The following is a 24,589-nucleotide window of genomic DNA, read 5'->3' on the forward strand; positions in this document are numbered from 1 at the left end:
CTACGTTTCACGGTCGGCGGCGGTACGCGGGCCGTCATCCGACCCGAGCGGGGCGTCGACATCGGCGCAGAGGACCGGTATCAGCTCGTGGATTCGGGCGGCGAGTGTCTCGACGGTCGAGTGGTCGAACAGTTCGGAAGCGTAGATCAGCTCGCCGCTGATCCCGGCCGGGTGGCGGTCGGTGTATCGGTCGCGCAGCTGCAACAGCAGTTCGAACTCGGTGTGCCGGAGGGGGAGCGCTCTCTCGCGGACCGTCGCGGAACCGAAGGGATGGTCCGTGGCGATATCGCGGTAGAAGGTCGACATGATCTGGAACAGCGGGTGGTGGTGCCGGGATCGCCGTGGCTTCAGCTGGGCCACCAGCCGGTCGAAGGGGAACTCCTTGTGCTCGGTGGCGCCGGCCAGACGGTCCCGCAGCTGGACCACCAGGTCGCGGAAGGTCGGGGCGGCTGCCGTCTGCGCCCGGATCACCGCCGTGTGCACCGCACAGCCGATCATGGTGTCGAGCGATTCGTGATCACGGCCGCTGACCGCTACACCTATCGGAATATCGTGTCCGGCACCGAATTCGGTGAGTGCGTAGACGAACGCGGCGTGCAGGACCAGGTACGTGCTCGCCGAGCAATCCTGCGCAGCCCGGGTGATCGCCCGATGTGTTCCGGCGTCGAAGCTCAGCGGCACACCGGCGGCGCGGTCTTCCGTGCGCTGGGTACGAGGGTGGTCGGTGGGCAGTACCGGCGCCTGGGGTACTCCGGCGAGTTCGGTGAGCCAATAGCGGGCCTGGGCGGCAGCGCGGGTGTCCGGGTCGGATTCGGGACCCATCCAGTCGCGCAACCCCAGCGTGTAGTCCGCGAACTGCACGGCGGGCGCGGGCCATTCCGGTGCGTGGCCCGCGGCGCGGGCGGTGTAGGCGAATCCGAAATCCTGGGACAGGCGCACCAGGGATTCGACGTCTCCGGCGATATGGTGCAAGACGAAGACGAAGATATGCCGGGTATCGCTCAGCCGGAACACTGTGACGCGCAGCGGTATCTCCACCTGCAGATCGAAACCCCGGATGAGTTCCGCGGTCAGTGCCGCCTCGAGATCTTCCGGGGTGCAGGGCTGCACTCGTAACGGCACCGCGCTGTCCGGGTCGTCCGCCACGGGGGCGGGCAGTATCCGCTGAACCGGGGCGGTATCGGTGTACGGCAGGACGGTGCGCAGAATCTCGTGCCGGATGAGCAGATCCGCGATGGCCGCCCGCATCGCTACCAGGTCCAGGGGGCCGGTGATTTCACCCGCCAGGGGGAGCAGGTAACCGGGGGCTCCGTCGGACAGATAGTTGATGGTCCACAATCGCTGCTGGGCGGGTGTCAGCGGAATCGGTTGCGATGGTGGCCGATTCGCGGCCGGCATCGGCCCACGCCGCGGCGGCCGGGCCGGTGCCGACGGGTCCGCACCGGCGTCGGTCGCCGGTTGTCCGGCCAGATCGGCCAGAGCTGCCACCGTCGAGGCCTCGAAGATATCGCGCACCGATAGTGCGGTACCGAATGCGGTGTTCACCGCATCGACCAGGCGGATCGCGGACAGCGAATCACCGCCCAAGTCGAAGAAATCGTCGTCAGCGCCCACCTCGTCCAGTGCCAGCACTTCTGCCACCGCCGCTGCCACCAGCTGCTGGGACCCGGTTGCGGCGCCGCCGGACGAGTCCCGCCAGGGCTGCGGCAGGGCCGCGATATCGACCTTGCCGTTCGTGGAGAGGGGCAGTTCAGCGATCGGCACGATCGCGGCCGGCACCAGATAGGAAGGCAGGGACCGGGCCAACCGGGTGCGCAATACCGCCGGGTCGGGCTGCCCACTGCGGGCCACCACATACGCGACGAGCGTTTTCCCGATTCGGCCCGGACGGACAGTGACCACCGCCGCCGCGATATCCGGCTGCTGCAACAGCGCGGCCTCGACCTCACCCGGTTCGACCCGGTATCCGTTGACCTTCTGCTGGCGATCGGCCCGGCCCAGGAAATGCAGGCGGCCTTCCCGGTCCCAGGTGCCGATATCGCCGGTGCGGTACATGATCGAGCCTGGGCGGCCGTGCGGGTCGGCGACGAATCGTGCCGCGGTGAGCCCGGGTTCCCGCAGATAGTTCGCGGCCACACCGGCGCCGGACAGATAGATTTCCCCGCCGACTCCGGGCGATACCGGTCGCAGCGCTGTATCCAGCACCGCGACCCCGGTGTTGTCGGCCGGGATGCCGATCGGGACGGGGCGGTCCTGCGGGATTCCGGGCGGAATCCGGTGGGCGAGCGCGAAGGCGGTGGCCTCGACCGGCCCGTACAGGTTCGTGACCGCGATATCCGGTGCCGCGGCGCGGATCCGGGCCACCGCTGCGGGCGCCAGCACATCGCCGATCGCCGCGATATCGCGCACCTGGCCGAGTTCGGCGGGGATGGCCTCGGCGAGAACCTGGAACAGGCCTGCGGAGAGCAGCAGCGAGGTGACCGATGCGCGGCCGAGTACCCGGCGGTAGTCCGCGGCGTCGAGTGGCCCGGGCCGTGCGATGGCGACACTGTATCCGTTCAGCAGCGGCAGCCACAGCTCGTATACCACCATGTCCCAGGTGTAGGGGGAGTGCAGCAGGAAGCGGGTGCATTCCCGATCTCGGCCAAGCGAATCCAGTGCGCGCGCAACGATATTGCGATGGGTGATACTCACCCCTTTCGGGGTCCCGGTCGAACCGGAGGTGAACATCAGCCAGGCCGTCGCCGCGGCGGGAACAGAGCTTCCGGGGTTCGTCCGCGGGAGCTGCGGGTCGGTGCCCGCGACCGATTCCGGGTCGCGCAGCACCAGCTCGGCTCCGGTGTGCCGCAGTAACCAGTCGACCCGCTCGGGCGGGTATCCCTCGTGGATGGGCAGGCATACCGCGCCCAGTTTCAGCACCGCGAGGAAGGCGACGACCAGTTCCGGTGAGCGCGGCAGCGCGATCCCGACCGGTGTCCCCACCCCGACTCCCGATCGGGCCAGCAGGTGGGCAGTGCGATTCGCGCGTGCGTCGAGCTCTCCGTAACTGATCTCGGTGCCGTTGTGCCACAGCGCTACTCGATCGGCATACTCCACAGCGACCTTTTCGAACAGGTCGGGCACCGACATCTCCGGAATCTCCCGATCCGGTCCCCGGCCCGGCATCTCGGGGACCGGCAGTCGCAGCCGGCCCACCGGTCGATCCGGGTGCGCCGCCACCGCGTCGCACAGCCGGGTCAGCACAGACCGGATCTCCGCGGCCGTCCCGAACCAGTCCAGCAGTTGCGGGCGGACCGCCAGGCGGAAGGTCAGCACCGGCTCGGGGAACACCGTCACCGCCAGCGGGAAGTGCGTGCGGTCGCGATGTTCGGCGTCCGTGACCGAGAAATCCGCCGCCGGGTCGGTGAAGGTTGCGGTGTCGATCGGATAGTTCTCGAAGATCAACGCGGTGTCGAACAGTTCACCGGCCGTATCGAGAATTTCGCTCAGGCCGAGATGGTCGTGTTCGAGCAGCGAGATCCGCTGGGCCTGGATCCGGGCCGCCAACTCCAGTACGGAAATTCCCTGATCGATCAGGACCCGCAGCGGGACGGTGTTCATCAGCATGCCGACGACCTGCTCGGAATCGAAACCGGTGTCGCGGCCGGACACCGTGACACCGAACAGCACCTCGCGGCTACCGGTCAGATATTCGAGTACCAGCGCCCACACCGCTTGCACCAGTGAGTTCAATGTCAGGCCGTGGGCCGCGGCCGCTTCGGCTAGCGCGGTGGACGTCGCGGGATCCAGGGTGAACCGATGGAGCTCGGCGGGTTCGGCCGGGCCGCCGCGGGTACGGCCGACCCGGGTCGGTTCGGCATTCCGCAGCAACTCATTCCACGCGTGCCGGGCCGCTGTGCGATCCCGGCCGGCGGTGCGGGCGAGCACGTCACGGTAGGCGGGTGGCGGCCCGAGTGGGATCCGGTGATAGACCTGGAATATCTCGCGCAGGAACACCTGGGTGGACCAGCCGTCGAGCAGTGCGTGATGGAAGCTGAACACCAGCCGCGAGCAACCGGGCTCCACCGGTACCAGGGTCACCCGGAATACCGGTGCCACCCGTACATCCAGCGCGCGCAGGTCCTCTCGGGCCAGACGTTCCACCGTTTCCCCGGCCACCGGACCGGCGGTCTCGACCACCCGGAACGGTACCGGTGTCTCCGCGGGCACGACGAGGAGCGGCCGGTCGGTTCCGTGCACGGTGAACGCGCCGGTGAGGTGCGGATGCCGGTGCAGGACGGTCGCGGCGGCGCGGCGCAGCCGGTCCGGATCGATCGCACCGCGCAGGGTGAGCAGGATCTGCACGGCATACGGATCGGATTCGGTCTCGTACAGCGTGTGGAACAGCATGCCCGCCTGCATCGGGGTGGCGGGCAGCAGATCACGCAGCGCACCGTGCTGTTCGCCGAGTCGGGCCAGCGTGCTCGCGTCGATGCGTACCAGCGGGAAGTCCGACGGGTCGTACGCGCCCTCGGCGGGGCCGCTGTGATGGGTGACGAAAGCGGTCAGCACGGTGATCCACAGGTGCGCGAGTTCGTCCACGTCGGATCGCTCGAACACCTCGCCCGGCCAGGCCCATTGCGAGACGAGAGCACCCGAGCGGTCGATATGGACCTGGATGTCCAGTTCGTACAGTATGGCCGCGTCCGGCCCCCGGGCGCTGCCCGCGGCGTCGAGTTCGGCGGAGCCCGGGACATCGAACCGGCCGAGGTAGTTGAATCCGATCGGCGCCACGGCGTCGATCCGGCCTTCGCGGTACAGCAGCCCGTAGCCGATACCGCCGTCCGGCACCGCACGTAACCGTTCCCGTACCTGCCGCACGGCCTCGGCGAGTGCCCCGCCGTCGGCCACCATCCGGTCCCAGTCCGCGACCGCGGTATCCATGGGGACGGGATGGACAACGGTGAACCAGCCGACTGTGCGGGAGGTGTCCAGGTCCGGCACCGTATCGCGGCCGTGCCCCTCGATATCGACCAGCACCGGGTCGGTGCCTCGCCAGCGAGTGAGGGCCACCGACAGCGCGGTGAGCAGGATTTCGGTGATCCCGGTGCGGAACCGGAGAGGTACCGCGGTGAGCAGTGTCCGGGTCGCCTCCGCGTCGAGGCCGGCGGCGACGGCAACGGCATCGGCCATCCGGTCGAGCATCGGATCGAGTGGACGCCGGCCGATCGTGCTGGTGGCGGCGGCCGTGGTGCGCAGCCACCACTGCACCTCGGATTCCGGAATCTCGCGCTGCGCCAGGGTGTTCGACCACGTTCGCAGCGAAGCCGGTACCGGGTGGAGCTCGTACCCGGCGAGTGCCCGGGCGAGATCGGGGAGCAGGATCTGCCAGGAGACATGGTCCACGACCAGGTGATGGATCACCAGCAGCAGCACCGCATCCTCGGGTTCGTCGACGACGACGGCCTGCACCATCACACCGTCCCGCGGCAGCAGCCGGCGGTGCGCGGCGAGACGTTCGATCTCCCGTTGCGCGGTACCCCCGCCCGACCGCACCCGCCGGAATACGGTGTCCACGCGCACCGCACCGGGTTCCGGGATCACCACCTGCCACTGGTCGTGCGGTGTCCACTCGGCCCGCATCCGCAGCACATCGTGGTGGTCGAGCAATGTTTGGAGCGCGGTGAGCAGCCGGGGCTCGGTGACGGCGGCGGGGAGCCGGATCACGACGTACTGGGCGAAATCGTCGGTGACCACACCGGCGCGGCCGAATCGGTCCATGATCGGGGTGGCCGGCATCGCACCGCAGGCCGCGCCGGCGTCCTCCGCCGCGGCGGTTTCGGACACCGGTACCGCGAGCGCGGCGACCGCGCGGACCGACTGGTGTTCGAAGACATCCTTCGCGGTGATCACCAGCCCGGCGGTCCGCGCGAGGTTCACCAGCCGGATCGCCAGAATACTGTCGCCGCCGACGGCGAAGAACCGGTCGTCGAACCCGAAGTCGGTGCGGCCGAGTACCTCGGCGAACAGCCGGTGCACGGTGATCTCGCGTTCGGTGCCGGCCAGGTCGGGTTCGCCGGCCGGGGCGCCGGTGCCGATCGCCAGCAGGCGTCGTTCGTCGAGTTTGCCGTTACCGGTCAGCGGCAGTTCGGCGACCCCGACGACCGCGGCGGGCACCGCATGCGCGGCGAGCCCGGCCGCCACGCGGTCCCGGATCACCGCGGGGTCCAGTTCCGACACCACAAACGCGATCAGCCGGGCGCGGTCGTCGACCAGGACGGCGGCGGCGGAGACCTCGGGAAGCGCGCACAGCGCCGCCTCGACCTCGCCACGTTCGATCCGGAATCCGCGGATCTTCACCTGCCGGTCGGCCCGGCCGAGATATTCCAGAACACCGTCGATCCGGCGGGCCCTGTCGCCGCTGCGGTACATCACCGCACCGGGCGGTCCGGCGGGATCGGCGACGAATCGTGCCGCGGTGAGTTCTCGCCTGTTCAGATATCCGCACGCCACACCGGGACCGCCGATATAGATCTCGCCCGGTATTCCCGGCGGTACCGGGCGCAAGGCGGCATCCAGCACAGACACCCGCAGATCGGGCAGTGCCCGCCCGATCCGGTTCGCGTGCGCGTGCGGGCCCGAGAGGTACCCGGTGCTCAGCACGGTGGTCTCGGTGGCGCCGTACACATCGACCACCGCGTGACCGGGATACCGTGCGTACCAGGCCCCTATCCGGTGCGGTTCGATCGCTTCGCCGCCGAGGAGCACCCAGCGCAGCGCGAGATCGCCGGCGTCGCGCTCGGCGTCGGCGTCCACCAGCATGCCGAAAGCGGACGGTGTCTGGTTCAGCACGGTGACCCGCTCGTCGGCAAGCAATGTCCGGAAATCCGCGGGCGACCGGGCGATATCGCGATCGACCACCACCAGCCGCCCGCCGAACAGCAGTGCGCCCCAGATCTCCCAGACCGAGAAGTCGAAGGCGATCGAATGGAACAATGTCCACACATCAGCTGGTCCGAAACCGAACCAGTTGTCGGTGGTGGTGAACAAGCGGACGACGTTCGCGTGGGTGACCACGACCCCTTTGGGTTTTCCGGTGGAACCCGAGGTGTAGATCACGTACGCGGGGTCCGCGGGTCGCACGGCGCGCACCGGCCCGGCCGCCGGGGGCGTGGCCGGTTCGTCGTCGACGGCGAGCACCGGGACCGTGCCGCTCGGCAGCAGCGTCTCGGACGTGGTGAGGATCAGGGCGGGTGCGCAATCGTCGAGTACCGACCGGATTCGTTCGGGCGGGTCGGCGGGGTCGACGGGAACATACGCCGCACCCGTTTTCAGAACCGCGAGGACGGCGACCACCATTTCTGCCGACCGCGGCAGCGCCAGCACGACGTAGGAGCCCGGCCCGGCACCCGCCGCGGCGGCCCGACGGGCCAGCAGATCGGAGCGTTCGTCCAGTTCGCGGTAGGTCAGTGTGCCGGCGCCGAAGGTGAGCGCCGGGTCCGTCGCATGGGATCCGGCGGTGTGCGCGAACCAGGAAACCAGCGTGGTCGTGGCCGTCACCGATGCCACGGGCCGGTCCGTCGGCACGGTACGAACCGGGGCGACGGCTTCCGGGCTACGCGGCAGCGTGGTGGCCGGTTCGTCTGCGCCGCCGGCGGTATGGAGACGCAGTCCACCGAGAGTGAGGTCGTCGGGGGCGTGGGCGAGGGCGCGCAATGCGGCACAGAGCCGGTCGTGCTGCGCGGCGAGGTCGCTCTCCCGGAAGCGGGCCGTACTGCTGTCCAGCGCTATCCGCAGCCGGGGCTCGCCCTCGTACACGCTGAGGGTGAAATCGTCGGTGCGCCCGGCGGACATATCGTGCAGCGTTGCCGGATAGGTGCCGAATTCGACCGCCCGCTGCCGGGGCAGGATATTCACCACCGGGCCCACCAGGCGCCGTTCGCCGCCTGCCGCGGACAGATCGGCGAACATATCGGCGAGCCGATAGCGCTGGTGGCGCAGCGCTATCAGCGAGTCCGCCCGGACGGTCCGCGCCAGATCGGCTACCCGGTCGGCGGGGTCGAGCTCGAGCCGGAGGGGAACGACATTGGCGGTCATCCCGAGGGCGTTACGGGACCGCTTCGCCGGCACGGTGAGCCCGAGCCCGACCGTGCGCGCGCCGGTGTCGGCGTGCAGGAGGGCGGCGGCCGCCGTGAGGACCAGGGCCGGCCAGCCGGCTGTCCACCGGTCACCGGCCGCACGCAGGGCCTGCCAGTCGGCGGCGGCGAGATCGCCGGTGTAGCGCGGATAGCCGAGCGCGCCCGCACCGGCGGGACCTTCGGCGAACATCGGTGCCTCCGGCATCTCCCGCAGCCGTGCCGACCAGTACTCCCGATCGGCCCGGAACCGTTGCGAGGCGCGGTAGCGGGTGTCTTCCTCGACCAGCGTCTGCACTCGGTCGAACAGTCCGTCAGCGGGTGCCGTCCCGGCGGCGTACGCGGTGTAGACCGCGGCGACCCGCCGCAACAGCGCCATGAATGCGGCACCGTCGAGCACGATGTGGTGCGCGCGCAGGAACCACAGGTAGCCTGCCTCGCCCACATCGATCAGTTGCTGGTCGAACAAGGGCGCGGCGCCGAGGTCGAACGGACGGTTCAGTTCGGCGGCCAGCGCTCGCTCGGCGGCGGCCACGGAGTCGAACTGCCGGTGGGGCAGTGGCCAATCGGTGAGTTCGTCGACGATCTGGGTATCGCCCGCTATGCGCACGCGCAGCGTCTCGGAGCCCGCGACGACTGCCCGCAACGCGCATTCGAAAAGCTCGGGATCGATACGCCCGTGGATGTGGACGTACCCGCCGACAACCAGCCGGGCCCGGGTGGTGTCGAGTTCATGTGCCAGCCAGATTTCCTGCTGGGCGGCGGTCAACGGCCAGGTGGTCACCGCGGATTCCTTCCGTGCTCGTTCAGCGTCGATGGATCCGCCGCGGGTGCCGTATCGACCGGCCGCCATTCCCCCACGGCTGCCGCCGGATTCGTGCCGATCGCGGTCAGTGCCCCGCCGAACCGGTCGAGGAGCGCGCGCACGGCTCCCGCGGCGAACCCGTCCGGCCAGTGACTCGCGACGATCCGGATGCGGTTGTCCGCACCGACTCGAGGTACCGGTCCCACCCCCGACCAGACCGACAACGCGAGCGGGAAATGGGTGGCCTCATGGGATTCGAATCCCGTCACCGAGAGACCGTCGATGCTCGCCTCCGCGGCGAGGCCGGGATCGAACGGGTAGGACTCGAAAACCAGGAGGGTATCGAACAGTTCCTGGTGGGCACCGGCGGCGCAGGCCTGGATATCGGCAAGGCCGAGGTGGTGGTGTGCGGTGAGTTCGGCCTGTTCGTGCTGTAGCCGGATGAGCAGCGCCGCCATCGATTCGACCGGATCGAGCCGAACCCGCACCGCGACGGTGTTGATGAACAGGCCGACCATGGTTTCGACACCCGGCAGGTCGGGCGGGCGGCCGGATACGGTGGCGCCGAAGACGATATCGCCGCGGCCGGTGTGCTCGCCGAGGACGAGTGCCCACGCCGCCTGGACCACGGTGTTCACGGTGACCCCCAGGTCGGCGGCGGTCGCGGCGATCCCTCGGCTGGTGTCCTCGGAGAGCAGGATCGTCTCCTCGAGCGGGAGCGCGCCCGGCGGTGCGGGCTCGGCCGGCGCGGCGAGCAGTGTCGGCACCACGTCCGCGAGAGCGGTACGCCAAGCCTGCTCCGCGGCGGTCGGCTCCCAGCCCGTCAGCCAACGCAGGTAATCGCGGTAGGACGGGCGCGGCGGGGCCGGGTGGCGATCGCCCCCGGCGTAGTGGGTCAGCAGGTCCTGCATGAGCAGCGGGACCGACCAGCCGTCGAAAACGATGTGGTGGCTGGTCACCACGAGTTTCGCATGCTCGTCACCGAACCGGATGAGGGTGAAGCGGATCAGCGGTGGCCGGGTGAGATCGAACCGGGCGCTGCGGTCGGCGGCCAGCAGTGCCCCGATATCGCTGTCGGGTTCCACGTCGAGTTCGGTCCACGGCAGCGAGACCGCCGCGAGCACTACCGCGATCGGTGTCCCGGAGCCGTCGGCGTGGAAGGCGGTGCGCAGGCTCGGATGTGCCGCGAGCACCGCGCGGGCGGCAGCCCGCAAGCGGCCGGAGTCGAGGGTGCCGGTGAGCGTGATCACCAGTTGGAGCACATAGGGATCGACCGACCGGCCCGAGTACACCGCGTGATAGAACAGGCCCGCCTGCATGGGGCCCAGTGGCCAGATGTCGACCAGCCCGGGATATCGTCGTTCCCACCGTTCGATATCCGGCTGCCCGACCCGCACCAGCGGGAAATCGGACGGCGTATGCCCGCCGCGTGCGGTGCCGGCATGGTCGGCCAGTAGCCCCAGCGCGGTGTCGAACCGGTGGATGAATTCGTCGCCCGCCGTCCGGTCGAGCAGACTTTCCGGATACCCGATGGTGGCGTGTAAGCGCCCGGCGACCACGATGATGTCCAGTTCGAGCGCCCCCGCGGCCGGCATATCGGGATCCGGGGTGCGCGGCAGTTCGCCCGCGTCACCGACCGGAATCCAGCCGAGACCGGTCAGCTCGCCGGGGATCGCCGAGCTGGCGACAGCGCCCAGATAGTTGAAGACGATCTGTCCCGGCTCCGCGGCCGGGAGGGCCGGTGCCGTCTCGGGGTTCAGGTACCGCAGCAGGCCGTATCCGACGCCGCGGTCCGGAACCGACCGCAGCTGTTCCTTGACGGCTTTGACAGCGCGCCCGAGGCTTTCGCCACCGGCTGCCGCTTCGGCGATATCGATTCCGGAGAGCCGGAACCGGACCGGATACAGGGCGGTGAACCAGCCGACGGTCCGGGAGAGATCGGCGCCCGGGGCGATATCCGGTTCCCGGCCGTGCCCTTCCAGGCGCACCAGCACCTCGTCCCGGGGCCGCCATGCCGCGACCGCGAGAACCAGTGCGGTCAGCAGAATCTCGTTCGCACCGGTGTGGTACCGCTCGGCGAGCGTGGATATCACTGCGGCCGTGCGTTTCTCGTCGAGTTCGACGGTGGAGTAGCGCATGGATGTGGCCAGATCGCGGGCCGGGTCGAACGGCCGGTCGGCCAGCGGCGGATCGGCCGGGCGGACGACCTCACGCCAGTAGTCCAGTTCCGCGGTCCGCCCGGCCCGCTGTGCCTCCGTCGCCAGCGCATGCGTCCAGCGCCGCATGGAGGTCGCCACGGGCGGGAGCTGCGGTTGCCGACCGGCCGCGACCTGCGCCCAAGCAGCGATGAGATCCGGCACCAGGATCCGCCACGAGACACCGTCCACCGCGATATGGTGTGCGACCACGATCAACCGGCCGGTCTCGTTCGCCGCCGGCGTTTCCGGCTCGAGCCAGACGAACCGCAGCACCGCGCCCGCACCCGGATCGAGCCGGCCCAGCGCGGTCTCGAAGGCCTCGGCGACCGACGTTGTGCGGGTGCGCTCGTCCGCCCCGGCAGCGATTCCCACCCGGTCGATCAGGTCCTGGGCCCGGACCGAACCCGGCGGATCGGCGAACAACCGCCACTGCCCGCCCGCGTCGCGGTACAGCCGGGAGCGGAGCATATCGTGGCGTTCCAGCACCGCCGAGAGCGTGGCGGTCAACTGGCCGGCGCTGATACCCGCCGGTAGTTCCAGCACCAGGGCCTGCACGAACCGGCGCCAGCCACCGCCGCGCTGCACCAGATACGCCGCCGCCGGCGGCAGCGGCATTTCGCCGATACCGCCCCCGGCCAGCTCCGCGAGCACGGGTACGGCCGCGGTGCCCGCGGCGGCCGCGGCCAGCGCGGCGGGTGTGCGGTGCTCGAAGACCTGCTGCGCGGTGATCGCGATACCGTGACTTTTGGCGCGCGCCACCAGCAGGATCGACATGATGCTGTCGCCGCCGAGGGCGAAGAACGAGTCGTCGGCGCCGATCCGCTCCCGGCCCAGAATTTCGGCGTAGACACCGGCCAGCGTTTCCGCCACCGGGTCCTCCGGCGCACGGTAGGTCGTCTCCTCCACCACCGGCGCCGGGAGTGCGCTCCGGTCGAGCTTTCCCGCGGTGGTCGACGGCAGCGAATCGAGCACGGTCAGCGTATGCGGCCGGAGTGAGCCGGGCAGACGGCCGGCCAGTCCGGCTCGTACGGCGCCGATCTCGATCCGATATCCGGGTGCGGCGACGAGATAACCGTGCAGTCGGTCGGCGTCGGCGACCACCACGGCCGCGCCCACCGTCTCGTCGGCCAGCAGCGCTGCTTCGATCTCCGCCGGTTCGATCCGCAGACCGTGCAGCTTGATCTGAAAGTCGTTGCGGCCCAGATACTCCAGATCACCGGCGCGGCGGCGCACAATATCGCCGGTACGGTACATCCGCGTCCCGTGCGGAGCGTACGGATCGGCGACGAATCGGCCGGCGGTCTCGGCCGGACGGCCCGGGTACCCGCGGGCGAGCGCGACCCCCACCAGATACAGCTCCCCGGCGACCCCGTCCGGCACCGGCCGCAGTGCGGCGTCGAGTACCCGGCACCCGGCATTGGGGATCGGCGTCCCGATCGGGACCGTACCCGTGTCACCGGCGCGTACCCGGTGTGCGGTCACCGCGATACAGGCTTCGGTAGGCCCGTAGAGGTTGACCACCTCGGCCGGCCCGGTGGCACACCACCGGGCCAGGTCGCGCGGAAACGTTTCACCGGCCACCAGCACCCGGCGGACTTCGGGCGGTAGCTGCTCGGTCTCCCGGAAAACCCGCAGCATGGTGGGTACGAAATGCACTGTGGTGACGGCGAACCGGCGCATCAGCCCGGCGAGCTCCCCGGGCCCGAGATCGTCGGCCGGCGGTATCACCAGCTGCGCACCGGACTGCAACGGCCACAACACCTCCCACAGCGATACGTCGAAGGTGACGGGTGTTTTCTGCAACACCGTATCGGTCGTATCGAGCGCGAATCTGCGTTGTACCCAGGCCAAGTGGTTACCGAGCGCGGCATGGTCGACCCCGACGCCTTTGGGCTGCCCCGAGGAACCGGAGGTGAACATGACATACGCGAGGTTGTCACCGCGGACCGTGATCGCCGGGTCGGCGGTCTTCTCCCCGGCGGACAACCGGTCCAGCAGGTCGAGATGCGGCGCTTCCAGTACCCGGACGGCGCGCTCACCGGGCCGGGCGAGCCCGGGTAGCGCCATGGGTCGCGCGGTGACGAGCATCCGGTCACGCCGAGGCGCGGGAAGGTCGGGGGCGAGGGGGAGAAATGCCGCACCGGCCTTCAGGATCGCGTGGACCGCGACGATCCCGGCGAGCGATCGGGGTGCGGTCAGTGCGATCACGGTCTCCGGTCCGGCGCCGGCCCGGATCAACCACCGCGCCCACCGGTTTGCCCGGGCATCGAGTTCGGCGTAGGAGAGCGCGTCGCCCGCGGCGGTGCGGACGGCCGGCGACGCCGGGGAGCGCAGCACCGTCTCCCGGAAACCCTCGAGCACAGTGCGCGCGTGGGGTTCGTCGTCAGCCGAATCAGGTGCCGGTGCGCTGTCTCCCGTACCCGTGACGGGCACTGTCACGCCGCCCACCGCACGCGCCGGCTCAGCGACGAGGCGTTCGAACAGGCGCACGAACTCCTGCGCCGGTCCGGGGACTGCGATATTCCACTGTCCGTCGAGGTATTCGGCGGACAGCGCCCAGCCCCGGTCTGCTCGGCCGGCCCACCGGTCGTCGGTTTCGTCGCGGAATCGGTGCCGGCGGGCCCGGCGCCACCCGGCGCCGACCTCCCGCACCAGCGCCGCGAAGCTCGTGTACGCACTGACGCGCACCCGAACCGGGGTGCGTAGGGACCCCTCGAGATGCGCGACGATCAGTTCCGTGGCGCCACCCAGTCGCTGCCCGTACACCGCCAGCCCGGCCAGCACGACCGCGGCGGCCCCGCCTCCCGAACGGGCCAGCCGCGCGACATCACCCGATTCCGGCAGCGCGAGCACGATCCGGCCGGCCGGGGCGACGGCGGGTTCCTCCGGCCGCGGCGCGTCGCGGAGATGGTCTGCCCAGTACGCACGGTCCGCGGAGTCGTCGCGCACCCGGGTATCAGCGGTAGTCATGGAAACCCTGTCCTGTCTTCCGGCCGTAATGTCCCGCCGCGACCAGCGCGGCGAGCGCGGGCGGCGGGGTGTAGCGGTCGTCGCCCAGTTCCGTGCGCAGGACGGTCAGCGTGTCGGCCACGTTGTCGAGCCCGATGAGGTCCGCGGTGCGCAACGGGCCGGTGGGATGACCGAGGCAGCCCTCGAACAAGGCGTCGACGGTCGCCGCGCGCACACCGTCGTCCAGCGCGGTCGCGGCCTCGACGATCGACAGCATGAGCACCCGGTTGATCACGAATCCCGGCCGGTCCCCGACAACGATGCCGGTCTTACCCATTTCGCCGACCACAGTCAGCGCCAGGTCCAGTGCGGCGGAAGAAGTTTGCCCGCCGCGGACGACCTCCACCGTGCCGGTGAGCGGCGCGGGGTTCATGATGTGCAGGCCGAGTACCCGTTCGGGGTGCGCCGCCACGGCGGCGAGCCGCGCCACGGGGATCGCGGACGTGCAGGTGGCCAGCACGGTGCCGGCCGCGCAGACCCGCCCGAGTTCGGCGAACACGCTGGTTTTGCGGGCGATGTCCTCGGTCACGCATTCGATGACGAACTCCGCGTCGTGCAGTGCCGCGAGATCCGTTGTCCACGCCACCCGGTCCGGCGCCGCGGTGAGCGCGGCGCGGTCGCCGCGGCCGAGCAGCAGGGCGAGGCGCACGGCATGCCGTAGGGAGTTCTGCGCGCGTACCAGGGCGTCGTCGTTGTTGTCGACGACCAGCACCCGGTGCCCCGCCACCGCGAGACACTGCGCGATACCGGTGCCCATGGTGCCGGCGCCGATCACACCGGTGGCTCTCATCGCGACATCACCTCGAATACCGGGGCGGCGGGATCGGCGGACCAGGCGGTGAGCAGCCGGATCAGATCGGCCGCCATATCGTCCGCGGTGTCCCGGTCGAACAGCTCGGGCGCGTAGCCGAGCGTGAACTCCGGCCGGCCGTCACCACCCACCGACCAGGTCAGCGCGAGTTCGGTCGCGGTACCGGCGCCGGGTAGCGCACCGAACCAGATAGCTGGGGCGGCGCCGTTCGCCGTACCTGGTCGCGCCGCCCGGACCGCACGTGCCCTGGTGACCAGCTCGGCGCCGCCGGGTTCGTCGGAGAGATCGATCGTCATCGTTACCGGCCGTTCGTCTCCGGCACCCACCACCCCCAGCGACACCTCGTCGCGGCCGGAGTACCAGGCCAGCAGGCTCACCCAGGCCGCGAGCACGGTGGCCTCGTCGACAGTGTCCGGGAGTGGACCCGTCACCCGGTCGATCCCGTACCCGCCCGGTCGCCGCGGCCGGTCGGTGGGAACGCCGGACCCCGGCCCGGCTGCTCCGTTCGCTGCCGCCGTCCCGGCGGTTTCCGCGTCCGTCACCGGCGCGCCGGGCGCGTCCGCGTCACGGAGCAGTGCACCGACCGCCGGCGCGGTAGCGGTCACCATCAGTGACAGCACGGACAGGTAGGTCGCGACCAGGCGCTCAACCGTCTGCCTGGTGAACAACTCGGTACTGAACTCCACACAGGCGCCGATATCGTGTGCCGGGCCCCGGGCGTTCGCGTAGGTGATCAGGGTCAGATCGAATTTCGCGGTCCCCGCCGGCAAACCACCGAAGGCGTTCGCCGGGGTGTGGTCGGTATCGAAATCGGAGCCGGCGGAATCGGTCAGGGGTGCGAACTCCGGGATCTCCTGATGCACGTACATCACGTCGAACACGGGGGTCCGGTCCAGATCGCGCTGGTCGCCGAGCGCGTTCACCACCCGCTCGAACGGGATCTCCTGATTCTCCAGTGCGCCCAGCACCACGGCCCGCACGTCCGTCAGCAGCTCCGTCAGCGGCATATCGCCGGACAGGCGAGCACGCAGTGCCACCGTGCTGTTGAAGAATCCGAGCATTCCTTCGAGTTCGCGCCGGTTGCGGCCGGAAGTCGGTGTGCCGACGACGATATCGCGCTGTCCGCTGTGCCGGGCCAAGGTCAGATACAGGCCGGTCAACAGCACCACGAACAGGGATACCGATTCGCGGCGGGCCAGCGCCCGCAGCTCGGTCAGCAGCGTGGCAGGCAAGGTGAACGGCAACAGGTCGCCGGTGAAGCCCTTGCGTGCGGGACGCGGGAAATCGGTGGGCAGCGCCAGCCGCGGGGCGCCGGACAGCGTTCGGGTCCAGTAGTCGAGTTCGTGCTCGAGCGCCGAACTGGCCAGCAGTTGCCGCTGCCAGCGGGCGTAGTCGCGGTAGCGGAACGGCAGCGGGGCCAGGCGGTGCGGGCGACCCTCGGTGCGGGCCGCGTAGAGCTCCGGGAGTTCCCGGGCCAGGATCACGGGGGTGGCGCCGTCGGTCACCATGTGGTGGCAGGTGATCTGCAGGACGTGATCGCCGGGCCCGAGGGTGATCAGCGATACGCGCAGCAGCGGGTCGGTCGCCAGATCGAAGGGCGCCGCGGCGGCGGCCCGGACCAGTTCCCGGGCGGCGGCCACCGGGTCCGGCCGATCGGCGACATCCACCACGTGGAAGAAATCGCCGAGATCGGCGCGGACCCGCAGCTCGGGCAGGCCGTCGGGAGCTTCGATGTTGTATCGCAGCGATTCGTGCCGTTCGGCGAGGTCGGCGAAAACACCGCGTAGTGCGTCGATATCGAGGTCGCCGCGCAACCGGTTCACATACGGGTAGTTGTAGAGCGTCGTCCCCGGATCGAACTGGTGGTGGAACCACATCCGTTCCTGCCCGAACGAGAGCACCGGTTCGTCGTGCGCGACCAGTTCGGGCACCGCCGGGCGGTCCGCGGGACGCGGGCCGGCCACGAGCAGTTCGGCGAAATCGGCCACTTTCGGGTGCTCGTAGACGTCCAGCAGTTTGGGCCGGAATCCGTATGCCTCCTCGACCCTGTCCACCAGTTGCACGGCGATGAGCGAGTTGCCACCCAGCTCGAAATAGTCTGCGCCGTGGTCTATCTCGGTATCGGTGTGCAGGAGTTCGCGCAGTGTCGCCCGCAGCCAGCTCCGCGGATCCGACGTCTCGGGGCCGGCGGGGGACCGCTGCACCGGCGGGACCGGCCGGTCACTGCCCGGTAGATCGATCCAGCACCGGGTTCGCCGTAGTGGGTGCCCGGGCAGCCGAATTCTGCGCCCGCCGCCGGGTTGCAGTGCTGCCCAGTCGAGATCGACGCCGCGGACGTACAGGGCGGCGAGCAGGTGCAGCGGGTCGGGGGCGCAGACGATATCGAGATCGTCACCGCAGTGTTCGCGCAGCAGTGCCGAGAGCCGTCCGCCCACCCCGGGTTCACAGAACACCACCGGCCCGGCATCGCGCAGCGAATCCGCCGCCGCGGCGAGCCGTTCGGCGTCGACCGTGTACTCGGTCGCGGCGATCTCGGCCGCGGACACCGCCACCGCGGAACCGAGCAGGTGGCGCGCGGCATAACGGGAGGTTCCCGCGCTGAGAACGGCCGCGAACTCGATACCGCACCGGCGCAGTTCCCGATGCAGCGCCAGCTGAGCCGCGAGGATCTCGGCGGTGGGCCCTTCGGCGGGTAGCTCTTCCGGCAGCGGATCCGTATCTTCCAGCGCGGGGACCGTATCGGGCGCCAGGAGCAGGGCCACTCGGGGCGCCGGACCCGGCATGGTCTCCTCCGGTGTCCGGCCGGCCCGCTCGGCCAGTTCGTGCACCAGTTCTCCGGTGCTGCGGACCACCGCCGCGAATCGGTGCGCGTACCCGCAGCGGCCCTGGTTCAACGTGAACGCCACATCGTCGAGGGCCTGGTCGCCATCGCGCAGCGCTTCGGCGAGTGCGCCGCAGAGTTCGGTCAACGCGTCCGCGGTCCGCGCCGAGACCCGTACCAGCCGGGCGCTCGGATCCGTTGCCTCGGACGCGGTGGTGTCCGGGCCGGGCGGCGGTTCGGCCAGCACACAGTGCGCATTCGCGCCACCGAGGCTGAACGAGCTCACACCTGCCAGCCGCGGCGCCGGGCCGGCGGGCCAGGGCCGGGTCGCAGTCAGCACCTCGATCCCGGCCGCCGTCAGATCGAGCGCATCCGTCGGCCGCTCGAAATGCAGGGACCGGTACAACTGCCCGTGGGCGAGGCCGAGTACCGCCTTGACCAGTCCGGCGATCCCGGCCGCATGATCGAGGTGCCCGATATTGGTCTTCACCGAGCCGATCGGCAGTGGTCCGGTCCGCCCGGTGCCGAATACCGCCGCGATACCTTCCAGTTCCACCGCATCGCCCAGCCGAGTGCCGGAACCGTGGGCCTCCAGGTACCCGGCCGTTGCCGGAGCCACCCCGGCCTGCCGCCACGCCCGCTCGATCACCCGCTGCTGTGCGGGCGCGCTCGGTGCGCTGATGGTCGCGGCGGTATGCCCGCTGTGCAGGGTGGCGCTCCCCGCGATCACCGCGTACACCGCCGCTCCCTCGGCGCGCGCCCGCCCCAGGGTCGTCAGCAGCAGGGCGGCCCCGCCTTCACCCCCGGCGGCGCCGTCGGCCGCGGCGTCGAAGGCCCGGCAGCGACCCGTCGGCGAGACGATCTCGGAGAAGAGCCCTGGACCGGTGGTTCGAGCGCCGCCGGAGGCAACCCGGATACCGCCCGTCAGCGCGTATTCCGCGTCACCGGAACGCAATTCACGGCACGCTTGATGCACCGCGATCATCGACGCATTGCAGCCGCTGTCCACCCCGTAAACGGGGCCGCTCAGTCCGAGCAGATGAGCGATGCGGGCGGGAGTGCCGAAACCGAGATTGCCGAGCATGCCCAGCGGCCCGGAGTCGGCGACCATCCCGTGGTAGGCGGGGGTGGGGGAGCTGAACACCACCGCGGTCTCGGACTTGCGCAGGTCGTCCAGCGCATATCCCGCATCCTCGACGGCCCGGTAGGCGAGTTCCACTGCCATCCGCTGCTGCGGATCCATCACCTCGGCCTCGCGGCGGGACAATCCGAAGAAGGCATGGTCGAAACCGTGCACCTCGGCGAGATGCCCCATCGGCAGGAAGTCCGCGGGGTCGCCGAGTCCGGTAGCGGCGCTGCGGGCGGCCGGCATCGGGCCGACACTGTCGCGGCCGGCCGCGAGGTTTGCATGGAACCGGTCCGGATTGTCGGCGTCCGGGAAGCGCACGGCGAGGCCGATGACGGCGATATCGTTGTCACGGTAGGTGTACACGGGTGCTCCGCTCACAGTTCGAACGCCTGCGGCGTCGGGGTTCGGTCCTCGGTATTCCGGCAGGTGTCCGCCGCGGCGGCCTGCACCGTGGTGGCCTGCGCTTCGATGGTCGCCAGATCGAACAGCCGTCCCACCCGGATCGCGCCCGGCCACCGCGCCTCCAGGGCCAGGTGCAGGCGCACGATCAGGTGCGAATCGCCGCCGATGTCCAGGAAACTGTCGGTCCGTTCGAAATCGGTGTGTCCCAGCAGTTCCTGCCAGATCGCGGCCAGCTCCTGTTCGGTCTCCGTCCAGCCCTCCCGGGAGATCGGGGCAGCGACCGGGGCCTCACCCGCCCATGCCCGCAGCGCCGCGTCGTCCCGTTTGGTACTCGCCGTGGCGATCGGGATCGCCTCGACGAATCGGAACCGGTGCGGTATCGCCTGGGGTGGGAGACCGCCGCGGCAGTGGGCGATGAGTTCCCGGGCGGGGGGCGGATCGGTATCCGCCGTAACCACACAGAACGCCGTGAGCCGAACCGCGTCGTCGGAGCCCGCGAAGTCGATCACGGCGGCTTCCTGGATCGCCGGATGGGTCTCGAGGACAGCTTCCACACCGGCCCGCTCGACCCGGACCCCGCGCACTTTCACCTGCCCGTCCACCCGGCCGTGGAACTCGATCACGCCGTCACTGCCGCGCACCGCGACATCCCCGGTCCGGTACATCCGGGCCCCGGGTTCGCCCGTGAACGGATCGGGCAGGAAAACACCGGCGGTGAGCGCGGGGCGGGCCGCGTACCCCGGCACCACCTGGGCACCGCCGAGATAGAGCTCACCGGGGGTATCCGGGGCAGCCGGCCGCAGCATCGGGTCGAGCACGTACGCCGCCGACCCGCGCATCGCGGTACCGATCGGCACCGGTCCGCGCGGCACCTCACGCACGTCGTAGGCGATACAGGTGACGGTCGCCTCGGTGGGCCCGTACTCGTTGACGAACCCGGTCTCCGGCAGCAACTCCCGGTGGCGCGCGACCACACTCGCCGGGACCGCTTCACCGGCGAGCGCGACCTGACGCAGGACGTCGCGCAACCCGGTGAGCCCGGGGAGCAGCAGCCGGTACATCGACGGCGTGGCCGCCAGATGCGTCGGCCGCCATCGCGCGGCGAGCTCGGTCAGCGCTGTGACGTTCCCGAGTGCCGCGGCATCGGGCAGGACATTGGTCGCCCCGACGGTCAGGCCCCAGGCGAACACCATCAGCCAGCCGTCCCACAGCAGCCGCAAGGCCGCGAAGGTCACCGGTTCGCCGCCGCGGTGATCGTAGTCGCGGGCGGTGATCATGGCAGCCAGGTTCGCGCGGGAGACGATGACCGCCTTGGGAATTCCGGTGGAACCCGAGGTCGTGATCACGTAGGCCGGCGCAGTTTCCGGAACCGTGGCGGGCAGCTCCGCCCGCCCCGGCTCCGGGCCGCGCATATCGACCGTCGTCAGCTGTCCCGGCAGCCCCGCCGCCGGGCCGGCAACCACGGCCACCGCACAGCCGAGCTCATCCACCAGGGCCGTCAGAGTTGCCGCCGAGTGGTCCGGTTCCGCGATCCACCACGCCGCGCCCGCGCGCAGCACCCCGAGCGCGGCGGTCAGCGCATCCAGGCTCTGCGGCAGATGGACCAGTACGACGGTGCCCGGCCGGACCCCCGCGGCCACCAGCCGCCGGGCCAGCGCGGTCGTGGTCTCGTCGAGTTCGCGATAGGTGAGCCGCCGGTCGCCGACCACCACCGCGGTGCGGTCGGGCACCCGATGGACCTGACCGAACAACGCGAGCGGCAGGCCGGCCGCCGTGGTCTCGCCCACCACCCGGACATGCGAGGTGGGCGGGGGCCGATGCGCCGGATCATGGACGAGCAGCAGGTGATCGCCGTCCGTGGCGTCCACGGTGAAACCGGCGAACCGCAGCGTCACCAGCATGATCCGGTTCGCCGGGGTGGTGACGAACTCCGCCGTCGGCCGCAGCCCCGCCGTCCGCGCCCGCTCGATCAGGAACCGGAGAAACGGCCCACCCACCCCGCGCGACATCACCCGGCACGACATCAGGGTCAGCAGCAGTACCGAATCGGTGCCGCGGCGCCGGGTCACCGCCAGGCCGATGGTCCCGTATTCGCCGAAGCGGTCCCGCAGGTCCGCGACGAGCACCTCGTATTCCGGAGATCGGCTCAGTTCCCGCAGGTCGGCGAGATCGTAGGTGCGTCCGGTGGTGTTGAGTTGATGCGTGCGGACCGTCAGCTCGTACGCCCGGTCCAGGTCCGCCGCGGTGGCGCGCCGCACGGTCAGCACCAGATCGAGCGAGGCCAGGAAATCCGCGTCGGAGCCGGCGAATTCGTTCTCACCGGTGCGCCGCGCGCGTTCGGCGCGGTAATAGTCACGGCGGTGGCGAGCTTCCGCGGTGATCACCTCGGGCACGAACTCCGGCAGCCCCGGCAGTTCGGCGATTTGCTCGGCCGCATAACAGCGCACCTGGGGCAGTGCGGCGGCGACCTCGGCGCGTTCGACCGGGTCGTTGTCCACGAACGCGACCGTGTCCAGGCCGATCCCCAGTGATTCCGCGATCTCCCGGACCGCGACGGATTTCGCGCCCCAGCCGACCGTGATCGCCGAGAACAGGTCCTCGATCCCGTGCCGGCGCAGATGTCCGGTCGCGACGTCGAGTTCGCCCCGGCTGGCGACGGCGTGCAGGATCCCGCGTTCGTCGAGTACCCGCAGACTGTGCAGCGCCGCCGAATGCGGTTCGGGCCGGTCGTTTTCCAGTACCACCCCGTCCCAGACCGTATCGTCGAGATCCCAGACCAGGCATTTCACAGGCTCGGGCCGGTCGGTCATCCCGCCACATCCGTTCTCCGCAGCACCGCCGTGCTCCACGCCGCGACCGGGCTGCTGTTCAACAGCAGTGCCGTAGCGCCGGGCGTCAGCGTCTCGGCGGCATCGTCCAGATTGATCAGTACGTCCACCGGCCCGAGATGCCCGTAGCGGACCAGGTTGTCCCCGCAGGAGGGGTGGATCGGCCGGCCGAGTGCCTCCGACCAGAACGCGAAGGCCCCTGCGGACAGGTTCTGCATCAGAATCGCCGAAACATCCTCGGGGAGCAGACCGTTGCGAGCGAGGAGTTCGGCATTGAGCGCGGCGAACCGTTTACTGCTGTCCACCGCGAGCCGGAAACTGTAGGTCGATTCGTCGGCGCATTCCTCGACCCAGCGCTCGCTGGGAACATCCCGGTAGTCGATGCGGAACAGGTCGGAGTACTGCCCGTCGCTGCGCACCGCGATATCGACCAGCTCGTATCGTCCGGCCGCGGTATCGCCGGTGAGCACGACCGCGGCCGCACCGTCGCCGAGGACGGTCATCGGGCTGCGATAACGGGCCGGGGTCGGCGTCCGGGCCACGGCCACCACCAGCACGGTGCGGCAGCGCGGATCCCCGCGCAGCAGCGCCGCGGCCAACCGCAGCGCCGCCGACACCGAAACACATCCGAGCTCGCCCACCCCGGTGACGAAAGCGCGCCCGGCGCCGAGTCGATGCTGCAGCCGGGTGGCCTCGGAAGCCAGCAGGTACTGCGGTGCCCGCCCCTGGACGAGAATCAGCGCGTCGAGTGCGCCGGGGTCGATTCCGGCGCGCTCCAGCGCCCCGCGCGCGGCGGGTTCGGCCAGATCCACCTCGCTCGCCCCGGCGGCGCAGCGCACCCGCTCGATCCCGAGCGAGAGTGCGTGTTCGCGCTGCCGCGCCGGCAACCCGGCGAGTTCGGGTAGATCCGGTACCCGGATTTCGCGCTCCGGGAACCACGCGGTCACCGGTCCGATCCCGATCACGCGTCGTCCTTCTCTCGTGCCGGCCGAGTGAGCAAGTGTTCCCCCAGATGCAATTCCGCGATATCGCGTGAACCCTCGATGATCTGCGCGACCTGCGCGTCCCGGGCGAAGCGCTGCACCGGGTTGTCGGCCGCACAGCCGGCGGCACCGAGTATCCGCACCGCTTCCGCCCCGACCCGGGCCGCCGTCTCGGCGGCCGCGTACTTGGCGGCGACCGTCGCCATCACCGCCTCCGGCCCGGCCGCAATTCGGGCCTGAGCGGCGCGTTCACACAGGGCCTGCGCGGATTCCACATCCACCCAGGCACGCCCCAGCGCAGCCCGGATCGTCGCGTGCTCGCTGAGCGGCGTACCGCCCTGAGTGCGTTCGGTCGCGTGCCGCGCCGCCGCGTGCAGGCAGGCCCGGGCCATTCCGGCGCAACCCCACGCCACGGTGTACCTTCCGTGGTCCAGCGCGGTACCCAGCACATGGCTGAGCCCGAAACCCGGTGGGGCGATGAGCTGGTCGCGCGGTACCCGGGTGCCGTCCAGGGTGATGTGCGCGAGCCGGGCGCCACGCATACCGAGCTGGCCGGTCACCGGTTCCACCACGACGCCGGGTTGATCGGTACGGACGAGCGCGCTCACCAGCCCGCCCTCCGCGCGGCCGAGGACCAGCAGCACATCGGCCACCGCACCGAAACTCACCCAGAGTTTGCGGCCGGTTACCCGCAGGCCCGCTCCATCGTCTTCGAATTTTGTGGCGACACTGCGAAGTTCGGTCCCGGCACCCGGCTCCGTGGCCGCCAAACCGGCGACGAGTTCCCCGGACACCAGCCGCGGCAGCCAGTATGCCCGCTGCTCAGCGGTCGCCCAGCGATCCACTGCCGCGCTCACCATGCCACCGACGGTGAGCAGGCTGCGCAGCGAGGTACACACCCCGCCGAGCCGGGCCGCGAGCTGCCCGAGTTCGTAGGGGCCGAGCCCGTGCCCACCCCACTCCGGCGACCGGTCCGGGCCGAGAATCCCGGCCCGGGCGGCAGCACCGATGACTTCCTCGGGCAGACCGGTCCGATCCCATTCCGCGGCATTCTCCCGGGCCATCGGTACCAGCCCGTCGAGCTCGATCATCGCTCCCCGGCCTGCTTACGCATGACGAAGGCGGCCAGCCGGCCGGCGGAGCGGAAGTTGTCGAGATCCAGATCCTCGACCTCCACCGTGAGCCCGTACGTCTGCTCCACATGGGCGACAATTTCCAGTGCCCGTAGGGAATTCACCAACCCCAACTCGAAAATATCGTCGTCGGGCTGTACTTCGGTTCCGGTCATCGCACTGAAAAACCGGCGCAACTGCTCTGCTGGATCTGGATGGGAACGATTACCACTGGCCTTGCCTGGGTCGTGCACCCGTTGATCGGACCACCCTGCACACCGAGCCCTCAAGCCCCCTCTTCCTAGGCCACCCCTTCTCAGGGGAAGCCCTTCCGGTGACACCCGGCGCGCCGGTGCTGCCCGGTTGTCTCGGCAGTG

8 protein-coding genes are annotated in these 24,589 nt (G+C 70.3%); all 8 read right to left on the reverse strand.

The features are described 5' to 3' along the window. The 8 genes from ABZ827_RS11455 to ABZ827_RS11490 are packed head-to-tail and all read right to left on the reverse strand — an operon-like array spanning position 1 to position 24,553. A complete protein-coding gene (locus ABZ827_RS11455) occupies positions 1–8,898 on the reverse strand; it encodes an amino acid adenylation domain-containing protein (RefSeq protein WP_357236029.1) in 8,898 nt (2,965 codons plus the stop codon). Then, a complete protein-coding gene (locus ABZ827_RS11460) occupies positions 8,895–14,087 on the reverse strand; it encodes an amino acid adenylation domain-containing protein (RefSeq protein ID WP_357236030.1) in 5,193 nt (1,730 codons plus the stop codon). Before ABZ827_RS11460 ends, ABZ827_RS11455 begins: the two co-directional genes overlap by 4 nt. Continuing rightward, entirely contained in the window at positions 14,074–14,916 is an 843-nt protein-coding gene (locus ABZ827_RS11465; protein ID WP_357236031.1) for a 3-hydroxyacyl-CoA dehydrogenase family protein, read from the reverse strand. Before ABZ827_RS11465 ends, ABZ827_RS11460 begins: the two co-directional genes overlap by 14 nt. Continuing rightward, positions 14,913–19,265, reverse strand: a complete 4,353-nt coding sequence (locus tag ABZ827_RS11470; protein ID WP_357236032.1) for a condensation domain-containing protein — start codon at positions 19,263–19,265, stop codon at positions 14,913–14,915. The genes ABZ827_RS11465 and ABZ827_RS11470 overlap by 4 nt, the downstream gene beginning before the upstream one ends. Next, complete coding sequence (locus tag ABZ827_RS11475) at positions 19,262–22,099, reverse strand: amino acid adenylation domain-containing protein (RefSeq protein WP_357236033.1); 2,838 nt, start codon at positions 22,097–22,099, stop codon at positions 19,262–19,264. The genes ABZ827_RS11470 and ABZ827_RS11475 overlap by 4 nt, the downstream gene beginning before the upstream one ends. Beyond that, on the reverse strand, positions 22,096–23,082 hold the full coding sequence (locus ABZ827_RS11480) for a 3-oxoacyl-ACP synthase (protein WP_357236036.1): 987 nt from the start codon (positions 23,080–23,082) through the stop codon (positions 22,096–22,098). Before ABZ827_RS11480 ends, ABZ827_RS11475 begins: the two co-directional genes overlap by 4 nt. Beyond that, on the reverse strand, positions 23,079–24,191 hold the full coding sequence (locus ABZ827_RS11485) for an acyl-CoA dehydrogenase family protein (protein ID WP_357236037.1): 1,113 nt from the start codon (positions 24,189–24,191) through the stop codon (positions 23,079–23,081). The genes ABZ827_RS11480 and ABZ827_RS11485 overlap by 4 nt, the downstream gene beginning before the upstream one ends. Further along, positions 24,188–24,553, reverse strand: a complete 366-nt coding sequence (locus tag ABZ827_RS11490; RefSeq protein ID WP_357236039.1) for an acyl carrier protein — start codon at positions 24,551–24,553, stop codon at positions 24,188–24,190. Before ABZ827_RS11490 ends, ABZ827_RS11485 begins: the two co-directional genes overlap by 4 nt. Positions 24,554–24,589: the final 36 nt, after the last annotated feature.

It is taken from the genome of Nocardia sp. NPDC019395 (assembly GCF_040632335.1).
In the GTDB taxonomy this organism is placed as follows: Bacteria; Actinomycetota; Actinomycetes; order Mycobacteriales; family Mycobacteriaceae; genus Nocardia.

What these genes read in the sequence shown, in the direction of transcription:
- ABZ827_RS11465 (WP_357236031.1), bottom strand. Translation starts at nt 14,916, where the DNA reads ATGAGAGCCACCGGTGTGATCGGCGCCGGCACCATGGGCACCGGTATC.
- ABZ827_RS11475 (WP_357236033.1), bottom strand. Translation starts at nt 22,099, where the DNA reads ATGACCGACCGGCCCGAGCCTGTGAAATGCCTGGTCTGGGATCTCGAC.
- ABZ827_RS11460 (WP_357236030.1), bottom strand. Translation starts at nt 14,087, where the DNA reads ATGACTACCGCTGATACCCGGGTGCGCGACGACTCCGCGGACCGTGCG.
- ABZ827_RS11485 (WP_357236037.1), bottom strand. Translation starts at nt 24,191, where the DNA reads ATGATCGAGCTCGACGGGCTGGTACCGATGGCCCGGGAGAATGCCGCG.